Origin of the sequence: Bacillus sp. B15-48 (genome assembly GCF_016879755.1) — a bacterium.
Classification (GTDB): domain Bacteria; phylum Bacillota; class Bacilli; order Bacillales; family Cytobacillaceae; genus Mesobacillus_B.
The window spans coordinates 499,879-511,171 of the sequence record NZ_WOFU01000004.1; the positions used below are offsets into that span (position 1 = coordinate 499,879).

At 39.0% G+C, this 11,293-nt stretch carries 9 protein-coding genes and 1 pseudogene; 3 read left to right on the forward strand and 7 right to left on the reverse strand.

Annotation, left to right across the window (positions count from 1 at the left end; genetic code table 11):
• Positions 1–96 precede the first annotated feature (96 nt).
• Positions 97–318, reverse strand: coding sequence for a YdbC family protein (locus GNT69_RS15745; RefSeq protein WP_203555917.1), 222 nt, complete (start codon positions 316–318; stop codon positions 97–99).
• 311 nt (positions 319–629) lie between these two features.
• A pseudogene (locus GNT69_RS15750) lies at positions 630–967 on the reverse strand (helicase-related protein); the annotation flags it as partial.
• Between the two features lie 140 nt (positions 968–1,107).
• Here GNT69_RS15750 and GNT69_RS15755 point away from each other — a divergent pair.
• Positions 1,108–2,565, forward strand: a complete 1,458-nt coding sequence (locus GNT69_RS15755; RefSeq protein WP_203555918.1) for a UDP-N-acetylmuramoyl-L-alanyl-D-glutamate--2,6-diaminopimelate ligase — start codon at positions 1,108–1,110, stop codon at positions 2,563–2,565.
• Positions 2,566–3,457: 892 nt separating this feature from the next.
• On the opposite strand, the gene GNT69_RS15760 is transcribed toward GNT69_RS15755, so the two are convergent.
• The 4 genes from GNT69_RS15760 to GNT69_RS15775 form a co-directional block, all read right to left on the reverse strand.
• A complete protein-coding gene (locus GNT69_RS15760) occupies positions 3,458–4,264 on the reverse strand; it encodes an enoyl-CoA hydratase/isomerase family protein (RefSeq protein WP_203555919.1) in 807 nt (268 codons plus the stop codon).
• Positions 4,265–4,442: 178 nt separating this feature from the next.
• Entirely contained in the window at positions 4,443–5,504 is a 1,062-nt protein-coding gene (locus tag GNT69_RS15765) for an acyl-CoA dehydrogenase family protein (protein WP_203555920.1), read from the reverse strand.
• Positions 5,501–6,646 carry an acyl-CoA dehydrogenase family protein gene (locus tag GNT69_RS15770; protein ID WP_203555921.1) on the reverse strand — a complete coding sequence of 382 codons (1,146 nt, stop codon included), beginning with the start codon at positions 6,644–6,646 and terminating at the stop codon, positions 5,501–5,503. The genes GNT69_RS15765 and GNT69_RS15770 overlap by 4 nt, the downstream gene beginning before the upstream one ends.
• Before the next feature lie 89 nt (positions 6,647–6,735).
• Positions 6,736–7,425 carry a CaiB/BaiF CoA transferase family protein gene (locus tag GNT69_RS15775; protein WP_203555922.1) on the reverse strand — a complete coding sequence of 230 codons (690 nt, stop codon included), beginning with the start codon at positions 7,423–7,425 and terminating at the stop codon, positions 6,736–6,738.
• A gap of 562 nt (positions 7,426–7,987) precedes the next feature.
• Between GNT69_RS15775 and GNT69_RS15780 the strand changes: the two genes are divergently transcribed.
• Positions 7,988–9,127: an IS110 family RNA-guided transposase gene (locus GNT69_RS15780; RefSeq protein ID WP_203555130.1), complete on the forward strand. Its 1,140-nt coding sequence runs from the start codon at positions 7,988–7,990 to the stop codon at positions 9,125–9,127.
• Positions 9,128–9,845: 718 nt separating this feature from the next.
• Here the strand turns inward: GNT69_RS15780 and GNT69_RS15785 are convergent.
• Complete coding sequence (locus GNT69_RS15785) at positions 9,846–10,148, reverse strand: MDR/zinc-dependent alcohol dehydrogenase-like family protein (RefSeq protein WP_343206509.1); 303 nt, start codon at positions 10,146–10,148, stop codon at positions 9,846–9,848.
• A 204-nt stretch (positions 10,149–10,352) separates the two neighbouring features.
• On the opposite strand from GNT69_RS15785, the gene GNT69_RS15790 reads away from it, so the two are divergent.
• Entirely contained in the window at positions 10,353–11,096 is a 744-nt protein-coding gene (locus tag GNT69_RS15790; protein ID WP_203555923.1) for an acetoacetate decarboxylase family protein, read from the forward strand.
• Positions 11,097–11,293: the final 197 nt, after the last annotated feature.

Here is an 11,293-nt window from a genome sequence, read left to right on the forward strand (position 1 = left end):
ATCATAGCAGGAAACGGAGAAAATTGCAAATTATTGGAATTTAACTATTGCCAGCCTCCTATATAATTAGTTGGCATGCTAGATCAAAGCCTAAAACTAAAAATCCATCCCATTTAACAGTTCTTTTAGTTGCAATAATTCTTCCTTCGAAAGTGTAACTCCTTTTCCCATCTTTTCATGGGCTTCGTCCCAGTCCCGTAAATCGTACTTGGGAGCACGATCATTCCAACTAATTAAATTCAATTCCTTTTTCCAACCTTTTGCCCCTTCAGACACCACTCCAACCGTTTCTACAATTTCGTATTTAAGGTTCGCCATGTAACTGCTCCTTCCATTTTAAAATCTTTATGTTTACTATACCTGTTTTTGCCGAGTTTTAGAAATGAGAGAATTTGAATTTTAGGTTTTTAAAAAAATAAATCACTATAAGTAGGAAGCGTCAAATAGGCTCCTCTTAAACAAAAATCTGGGCCTATTTGACGCTGCTAATTCAATTTGCATTATCGGGTTCCAGTGTTTCTTGCGGAAACAGTGTAAGCCCTTTTATTTACATAATAACTAAAAAAACACTTTTATTAGCCCTTGGAACTAAATAAGATGGCATTTCTTCTCTTAGCCTCCAAACAAAACTTATGTGCCTGACCTACAAAATCGAGAACCGTTAAACAATCCTTCCCTTCAGCTAACCGCAATCCTCTTCCTAATTGCTGAAGAAAAACCGTTAAACTTTCTGTTGGTCGCAGAAAAAGAATCGTATTCATTTCTGGAATATCAATTCCCTCATTTTATAAATCAACAACAAAGATAAACTTTATTTCTCCTTTAACAAGGTGGTCCTGCGCTTCTCTCCTTAGTTTTCCGTCAACATTTCCGTACAAAGCACCAGATGGAATCCCACCTCATTAAAGAAATGATCCCTGTACTTTGCATGTTCAATGGAAACACAAAAGCCTAAACCTTTCACTTCTTACTGACCCTGTTGACTGGGGCTCAAGCACCAACTATCGATTTAATACTTGGAGAATTTAAACGATTAGGGATATTTTTCAGCGATTTTCAGATACTAAAATAGTTAATTCTAAATCAAACTTAAATGAGGAACAGAACATGAAGATCCCTTTAAAACAATTAATTCAATCCATCGGCCTGACTTGTTCATCTAATATTGATATCTATGGTTTGGCATTTGATTCTAGAAAGGTAAAAAACGGATTTCTCTTTTTTGCTATTTCTGGGAATGAATCTGATGGTCATAACTATATTAAATCAGCAATCAGAAATGGAGCTGCTGCCATTGTTGGTGAAAAGGAATTAGATCAGGAAATATCCATTCCATATTTTCGTGTTGATAACTGTAGAAAATACTTAACGATTTTGGCTAATCAATTTTACGAAATGCCGCATAAAAAACATAAACTTATTGGTATTACAGGCACTAACGGAAAGACTACAACAGCTTATATGTTGCATCATATTTTGAATCATAACGGGAAAACAGCATCTTTATTAGGAACGGCTGGTTATTATTTAAATGGGGAAAAATACGAAGCTAATTTAACCACTCCAGATCCTATATCTTTACAAAAAATGATGTTTGATAGTCATGATGAATTTGTTTTAATGGAAGTTTCTTCTCATGGCTTGGATCAACATCGTGTATTTGGACACATGTTTGACTATGCTTTATTTACTAATTTGAGTCACGAACATTTAGATTATCATGACAATCTTGAAAATTATTATCAAACAAAGAAAAAATTATTTCGTTGTTTAAAAGAAAACGGCAAAGGAATTATTGGCGCTTACACGAATTGGGGAGAAAGATTGTATCAAGAGTTAGCGGAAGAGTTAGTGCCAGTTTCCTCATTCGCTAATAAAGGGAAAAATGAGCCAATACAACTAAAGTCTGTTCATCCAGGTCATAATACTGCTTTATTAATCAACGATCACGAAAAAGAAGTTCGTTTAAAACTCAAAACACCCGGCTTACATAATGCATTCAATGCTTTCGGCAGCTATATTTGTTCAAGGGATTTAGGATTTGAACCCGAACAAATTATTGAGGCACTCGAACATTTTGAAGGAGCGCCTGGAAGATTCGATATCATCCACATACCAACTGGTGCGAAGGCAATTATCGATTATGCACACACATCAGACGGTCTTTCTCACGCCTTAATCACTGCAAGGCAATTTATTAAACACAATCTCTATCATATTTTTGGTTTCAGAGGAAAACGTGATTTAACTAAAAGAGAAGAGATGGTTCGAATCAGTCAATTTTTAAGTAATCATGTCATCTTAACCCTTGACGATTTAAATGGGGTTGATCAAGCTATGATGTTGGATGAACTCTATAAATTAAGCAGACCTTATAAAAATGTAGTTGTAATAGAAGACCGAACAGAAGCGATTGCGTATGCCTTGCATCAATTAAAAAAAGAAGATGGCTTAATTATCACCGGAAAAGGATATGAAAATTATAAAGAAACATTTTCTATGAAAACAATTTCTGATAAAGATACGATTCATAAAATCTTATCGAGTGATTTTGGTGTGAATTGATTCATCTAATAAAATGAGGCAGCCCTATAACAAAACCTAATCCAAATAGGTGGCCCCCCCTGACAGATGAAAATCGAAAGAATAAAAACCGAACAAAAACCGCCCGGTCCTTTTATCAAATGCTATATATTCTAGTTAAATGAACGTTTCGGGAAAACCACAAAATGATCACAGGAGGACATGAATGATATTTTCAAAAAAGAAACGTACCACCTACATCGTTCTCTATGATTAATTAACAACTCATTTGATTGTGAAATGAAGGCTTATTATTCCCAGTACTTGGATTAAAAAGGTGGATAGTTCATAGATAGGTTATATTTTTTTGCTAGTACTTGGATTAACCGTGATGTTAAGACTGTTTTATTGCTAGTACTTGGATTAAACCGATTTTTGGCCGTTTTTTATTGCTAGTACAGGGATTATATCGACCTTCTGACCTCGTTTTATTGCGAGTACTCGGATTAACCCTTCATTTTACAGCGTTTTATTACGAGTACTAGCAATATATCACGGAAATTTGGTGTTTTTTATCCGAGTACTTGGATTAAAAAATGCGTTACCAGCATTATCGGTTAAAAAGCCTACAAATCTCTTCGGTCAAATGTTCATAAATGGCCTACTCCGAAAAAAATTTTCCGTAAAATGTTAAACGAAAATACCACAGCACGAATGACTGTGGTAGACCCAAAATTATATACTTTCTTTTCGTTCAAGAAAAACGGTGCATGCTCCCCCGATGCGGTATTGTTTCCCGCACCGGGTGTCATGCACCAACATTTCTGTGCTGTCCAAGACTCACTTTGAATAATTTGCTAAACCTTTCTCAGTGGGAGTCCCACCCACTATATGATGCTCCCTTCGTGGCGCACGAACCGTCCACTCTGTATCTTTACTTAAAGTTCGGTTTTCGCTTCTCGACTAATGCCGCTACAGCTTCTTTATGATCTTCCAACTCTGTTACTAGCCCCATTTGTGAGGAGATATAATCAAGAGATGATCTTAAATCCATCTTTTGACTTTGGTAAACAGCACGCTTAATAAACTGAATCGCAGTTGCCGGTCCGTTTGCGAGCTTTGTTGCATAATCAATGGTAAATTGCTCTAATTCCTCATCGGGAACAACGAAAGTAACAAGCCCATTTTCTTTTGCTTCTGCTGCTTTTAATACACGTGCTGTCCAAAGCATATCAAGCGCTTGGTCGATGCCGACAAGCTTTGGTAAGTAATAAGCCCCACCGTCTCCTGGGACGATGCCAACATTAATATAACTTTCGGAAAGCTTCGTTGACTCGCCAGCAATCCGGATATCACACATTAATGCCATATCAAGTCCGGCTCCAAAAGCAAACCCATGCACTTGAGCAATGACTGGCTTATCAATTTCTTCTAATAAAAGCGGGATGCGCTGGATGCGTTTCCACAACGAATTTTTACGCGCAAGAGCGGTCGATGATAGATCTGTTTCACTTTCAAAAAACCCTTTCCCTGCTGCCATCGCTTTCACATCGCCTCCGGCACAAAAGGCTTTTCCGTTCCCTTTCACAATCACAGCACGAATTTCATCCGAGTCGCGAACCGTTTCTAATGCCTCAATCCAACTGTAAATCATTTCTTCACTAAAGGCATTCATCTTGTCAGGACGATTGAGTGTGATTGTTGCAATCCGATCCTTTACTTCAAATAGTAAATCAGCCATTTTTATATCCCCCTTATCGTTGTAAAACCTGCTTCGTATTTGCGCCCGATTTTTTTCGAACGAGCTCGAAAAATTACATTTTTTTAAAAAATCGTGGCATCCGCCGGAGGCTTTAACTTCATTCAGCCTGGGTTTAAACCCCCACTGAATGATAAAAGCTTGGCATTCATCTTTCCACTTATCGAACTGAAAGACTTCTGCTGAATGAAGTTAAGTAGCTCCATAAATCATCTTCATTTACTTCCATTAAACGATTTGCCATTTGCTGCGACCAATAGGCTTCGCCTGTACCTTCATCTCGCCAAGACCACAGTCGTCTTGTGTAATGGTGAAGGCTATGTTCATGGGTCACACCAATCGCTGCGTGTACCTGGTGGGCGATTGCTGCCACAGTCTTTGCCGCTTCCTCCACGCGAATTCGAGTATAGCCGACTTCGTTCTCAAGTCGATTGCCAAGAATTGCAGCAATCATATTATCAATCGCTGAACTTGTAATCACAGCTTCACCAGCTAAGTTTGCCAAGTGTTGCTGAACTAACTGGAAGCGATGAATCTGACGCCCAAACTGTTCGCGTTCCTTTGTGAACTGAACGGTTAATAGATAAGCTTTTTCAATGGCACCAGCCATTAAAGCAGCTCTTGCCGCGGCATCAAGTGAAATAGAATAGTCAAATTGCTCATTTGTAATTTTGCTCTGTTTCTGAACCGGTACATTGATAAGGGTGACTTGATCCCTTGGTTCGCTTGCCAAGTTCGTATTAGGCGCAATCACTGCATCTTTTAATGATACTTGAACGATTTCTAGACCCGAACTCCCCTTAGCAACAGCTACTAAAACATCCACATATCTTGCCCATGCAACGTTTTCGATTGTTCCGGAGACTGTTCCATTTTCTACGGTTAATGATGGCTGCTCTTCAATCGCATAGGTCGCTTTCCCCGCTGTAATATCAAGGCCGGCATTTTCAAGAAGAAGGTTCGCAAATGTTGTTTCAACGAATGGAATTGGGACGGCATATTTTCCAACGAGGCGATACAAGTTTAATAGATCATCGAGGTCACCACCAGCTCCTCCCTGTTTTTCCGAGACAGCTACTCCCAACATTTCGTTGTCTAAAAGAACTTGCCAAACGTCCTCAGACCACTTTCCTTGTTCAATCAAATCTACTTTTTCTTTGTCCACTTTATCTTTAAATATTTTCTCTACGACTTTAACAATCATTTCCTTCATTTCGCTCATTGTGCTACTACCCCTTTCGCTACAACTCCGTATAACACTTCAGATGTCCCACCGCGAATCGTAAACCCTGGTGAGTGCAATGTTGATTCCGCCATAAACCGATCAATTTTTCTTTCCGCCTCAAGACGTGGATACGTTCGAACAAGCAGGCGCGTGATTTCCGGAATGCTTTGTTCAAACTTCGTGCCAATACTTTTTACAAGTGCCGCTGGAATCGCAACTTCTCCGCCTTCTTCAAGAACTTTTGCGACGCCAATGGAAAGGTTGCGCAGCCCCCACATCCGGGAAATGACTTTAGACGCTTCCTTCATGCCTGCCGTATCTCCCTGCCTTTTCAATTCAGCAACTAATTCACTAAGTAATGGGAACGTACTTAAAATTCGCTCCGGACCACTTCGCTCAAATGCAAGCTCCGCTAGTCCCTGAGCCCAACCATTTCCAATCGTGCCGACAACCATAGAATCTGGAACAAAAACATCTTCAAAAATAACGTCATTAAAATGATGTTCTCCAGTCAAATACTTAATCGGGTTAATGGTCACTCCATCTGCATGCAGATCGATGATTAATTGGCTCAACCCTTGATGCTTTTTCTCGCCTAATGGCTCGGTCCGAACTAGCGCCACCATATAGTGTGACGTATGTGCGTTACTACTCCATGTTTTCGCACCATTAACGATCCAGCCTCCGTCGACCTTGACAGCCCGGGTTAAGACAGAAGCCAAATCAGAGCCACTATTTGGTTCACTCAAACCAATCGCAAAGAAACATTCGCCTTTAATAATCTTCGGCAAGAAAAACTCCCTTTGCTCTTCTGTACCATAGCGCAATAAAAGCGGTCCTTGTTGCCGATCCGCAAACCAGTGTGCGGCTACCGGTGCACCAACTGCCAAAAACTCTTCCGTTAATATGTAGCGATCAATCGTACTGCGCTCCTGACCACCATATTGTTTTGGCCAAGTCATACCAATCCAACCCTGTTCGCCAATAAGTTTTGAAAAAGCTGGGTCACTACCGCTTAACCATGAATCGCATTTCGTTTTAAAGGTCCCTTTAGCCAGATGTTCCTGTAAAAACTCTCGTACTTCTAAACGAAACTTCTCTTGTTCCTCTGTAAATTCAACTGTTGGTAGATTAAACATTTATATCCCCTCCAAAATGATTGTATCGTGGTAACTGTGATTCTATTTTTGTGTGTGATAATCACAGGGAGAAATAGGCCACCCTATTCCTAAATTACCTTGTTTCTTTTTAATTGATTAATCTCTTCTTCGGTAAAGTCTAGATTTTTTAAAATGACATCATTGTGTTCCCCCACTAATGGCGGATGAGTTCTCACTTCTGCTGGTGTTCTTGATAATTTTAACGGGCTGCCAACTAATGAAATTGGGCCAGCTGTCGGGTGCTCGATCTCTTGCACCATCTTTCGGGCAGCAATTTGTTCATCTTGAAATAATTCTTCAAGATTATTAATCGGCCCAGCCATCGCTTGAATAATATAATCATATCCAGGCAAATCCTTATATGGACCGTTTTTGCCAAAGCCAGTGATGGAGCAATGAATGATCTTCGGATTGATTGCTTTTAAGTCTTCATACCCTAAACCCAATCTTTCCATCGTTCCGGTTTTGAAATTTTCAATCACAATATCCGATTGATTGATTAATTTTTCAATGATTTCTTTTCCTTGCTCCGTCTTTAAATTAACGGTGATTGCTTGCTTATTGCGGTTTGCACTCATATAGTAGGCGCTTTCTCCACCGCGATAAGGCGGTCCCCATGCTCTTGTATCATCACTTCCCCCTGGAGCTTTCACTTTGATCACTTCCGCTCCAAGATCAGAAAGAATCATTGTGCAATACGGGCCTGCTAGCACTCTTGATAAATCCAGTATTTTCAACCCAGCTAACGCGCCTGCCATTCCTTCACCCCTTTAGAAAACAGAAAAGCCAGTTATATCAAAAAGATCAGAAAGATCCCCTGATATAACTGGCTTAATCTACTCATTTGCTCCGGTTTGCGAAGTCACATAGATTCTTCAGTTAAATAAAATAATATTTTAATTGAAAGCAAGTTTGTAAAAAGTTCGCGGATCACGAAAGAGGAAAATCTTTCTAGAAGCGATTATATTATTATAATAATCACAATAGATTGAATTGTCAACAACTATTTTCAGAAAATTGATACATCCGGACGGTTCTCTTAGGGGACAATCGGAAGTTTCGTACAAAAAACTCACATGAGCTTTCGCTCCCAACCCATGCATGAAAATTAATCTCCTCAGCCCATAATGTTAGTGACGCAAACAGTTAGTAAAACGTGGTCTTTTTTGGTGGCTCGACCCTGTACAAAAAACTGTTTGAGTGAGCTTGGTGTTCAACCCTTTGTTAGCTCTTTCCTTTTGGAAGGATGACTACGTACAGAAAAATGCTTAGATTCAATCTCACTCACTGTTTGTGATCCTACTTTAAAGGAGAAGTTTTATGGAAGTTTTTATTGAACGATGCGCTGGTTTAGATGTTCATTCTGAAACAATAGTTGCTTGCGTTATAACTGGAAGTCAGAATGAAGAGTTAATCAAAGAGACAGAGACATTTCCTACCTTAACAAAGGATTTATATCGTCTCTTAAAATGGCTTGAAAACCATGGTGTTTCCCATATTGCAATGGAAAGCACTGGGGTATATTGGAAGCCTGTATACAATATTTTAGAAGGATTCTTTGATATTACACTGGCAAATGCGCAACGAATTAAAAATGTACCAGGAAGGAAAACAGATGTATCTGATGCAGAATGGATTGCTAAATTATTACGACATGGATTAATCGAAAAGAGTTTTGTTCCACCAGTTGATATTAGAGAACTTCGGGATTTAACTAGACTCAGGAAGAAATGGATTGGTCACTTAACATCTGAAAAGAATCGGATTCAAAAGGTATTAGAGTGTTCGAACGTAAAATTGAGCACGGTCATTTCTGATGTTTTTGGCGTTTCGGGGAGAAAACTACTTGAACGACTTGTAGAACAGGGTTATGTGGACGCTTCCGATGTAGAAGAAAGAATACACGGCAGAATGGCGCCGAAAAAACAGATGATTACGGATTCTTTGTATGGCACACTTAATGATCATCAGCGTTTCCTAATTCGTCAATCCTGGTCGCACATTGAATACTTAGAAAAGCTTATCAAAGAAATTGAGGAGCGAGTCGATACCTTATTACAAAACTATCAAGAGGAACTCCAGTTACTTACAACGATACCAGGAATAAAGAAGGATACTGCAGCAATTATCATTGCCGAGATTGGTGTAGATATGAGTCAATTTCCTACTTCTCAACACTTAGCTTCCTGGGCTGGTGTTTCGCCAGGTAATAAAGAAAGTGCAGGTAAACGGTATAGCACCAAGACTGTAAAGGGAAATCCTCATATTAAATCGGCAATGTGCGAGGCTGCGTGGGCTGTTTCTAGGTGTAGGAATAGATGGTTAGCAACGAAATACTGGTCAATAGCTGCAAGAAGAGGAAAGAAAAAAGCACTCGTTGCACTATCGCACCGAATGCTTCGAATTATTTACTCCATGCTTATAAACAAGGAGCCATTTAAAGAAATGCAAGCTAATTAGTATAACCAAAACCAAATAGAAATATTCAAAGTTACCCTCCAACAGGTACCTCTGCTTTCTTATTGGCTTTTTTAAGTTATTTATAGGGTTTCCTACTTTGATCAATGATATACAGGAAACCCGAGGGACTTTTATTTTCACAGAAAAAGGCATATTTGTAAAGTGACAATATAGTTATTAAATATTAAACCCTACACCAGCATAACCCCGTTCTAAATTTAAGACGGGGTTAAAATATAGTTGTTTAATTTGGGATGTAAGATACTCCACTTCACCTAAAAATATAACAATAATGTCGTTTAAATTATATGTTACTTCACAATCTGACACCCGATTACAATATAAAGTTATGTCATCATATCTTTCATTTTTATATTTAAATCATCATATCCTCTTTTTGAAAGATACGGTTACTCTAGCCACCGTTCCTGACTTTGGATAAAGATATAATTGTTGATTGAATTTTACTCCTAAAGGTGCAATTTGATAAATTAAGTTTAAAATGTTGAAACAATCTAAATCTACTCCATCTTTTAAGCGATTCTTAACACTAATAACTACAATGTTCTCAATGATTTCAAATCTAATCACTTTCTTAAATAGTAGTTGAACTGGTTAGGATTAAAAGTCTGTCTTTTGAAAAATAGAAGCTATCCCGAAATCATAATTAATGACTTGGAGATAGCCCTGGTGCTCTAACAATTAGGTAAAATACTTTTTATTCAGAGACCTTAATTACAATTTTACCAAAAGCACCACTACCTAGATGCTCGTATGCCTTGATAGCCTCGTCGAATGAGTATACAGTATCAATCACTGGATAGATATTTAGTTCATTAAAGGCTTTGTTCATGTCATCGAAAGCTTTGCGGTGACCAACATAGATGCCTTGAATCTGTGCTTGTTTTGCTAATAATGCAAATAAATTCACTTCTGCCATCTTGCTTTTTAGGAACCCGATAATATAAATATGTCCTTGGGAGTGCAAGTGCCTCGATTGAACGGTTAATACTATCTCCACCGACAACCTCTAAAATATGGTTAGCGCCTTTGCCATCTGTTAGTTTTAATACCTCTTGTTCCCAATCTGGTTACCTCCTCGTTTAAAATAAAGTAGTCATAACATTAAGACAACTATACATATGTATTATTGACACTTTATTAACTTACCTATCAGTCCACATTGACAGTGTAGTTTTCTAAAAATGGAAGGAGTCGACAAATAATGACAGAAAAAGCAATGGGGCGTTTAACAAAAGACAAATTTGGATTTTCCATGCCGGTTGATCAGCCACTCTATCAAAAACCGCCTTTCTATTATCGAGATTTACACACCATAACAATCACCTATGAAACCGATAAAGATGCGGCGTTAGCGGTATTACCTGAAGGGCTGGAAATGCCTATTCCTGCGACCACCCGTATTGTTGTAGCCCATCAGCCATTTACAACTTTCGGGCCTTATGAAGAAGCCTATCAATTAATCGATTGTTTGTGGGAAGGCAAACCATGTATATTTCCAGTTCGAATTCTCTTGGATACAGAAGCTCCAATGGCAGCTGGGCGTGAGTTATGGGGAAACCCGAAAAAATTGGGACATGTAGAATGGACTCAGGAAAATGAGATTATGCAAGGAGTGGCGGAACGACCAAAAGGAAGCCGAATTTTCACGTTGCTGATGAAGCCGGAACGACCAGTCGAAATCGCACCTTATGAAATGAATCCTGTGGGTCTTCGTGTGATTCCAAATCCAGAAGAGAGTGCAGAACCTTCTCTGTCTGAATTAATTTTAAATACATGCTATGTGCGTCCAATTGAAGCATGGAGCGGCACAGCCTCCCTTTCATTCGGAGTGCTTTCCGCGTTAGATCCATGGCACACTCTCCCTGTGAAACGAGTCATCGATTGTGTTTATGCCCGGGCGGATATGGATGTCGCTCCAAGTGCAAAGATCATTAAGCGGTATTGAGTCAACAACTCATGACTAAAGTCACGAGCTTGTGAAGGCAAAAATCGCCTTCTGGTATCAACAGCCCAATATACGCCCATTGGCATACCGATTTAATCACCTTCTTTAAGAGGTGAGCTGTTTGACGAGGAACCAAGTAAACCCCGTATTGATGTATCACATGTGCTTGGCTATCGCTACATGCAACGATTTTTGTT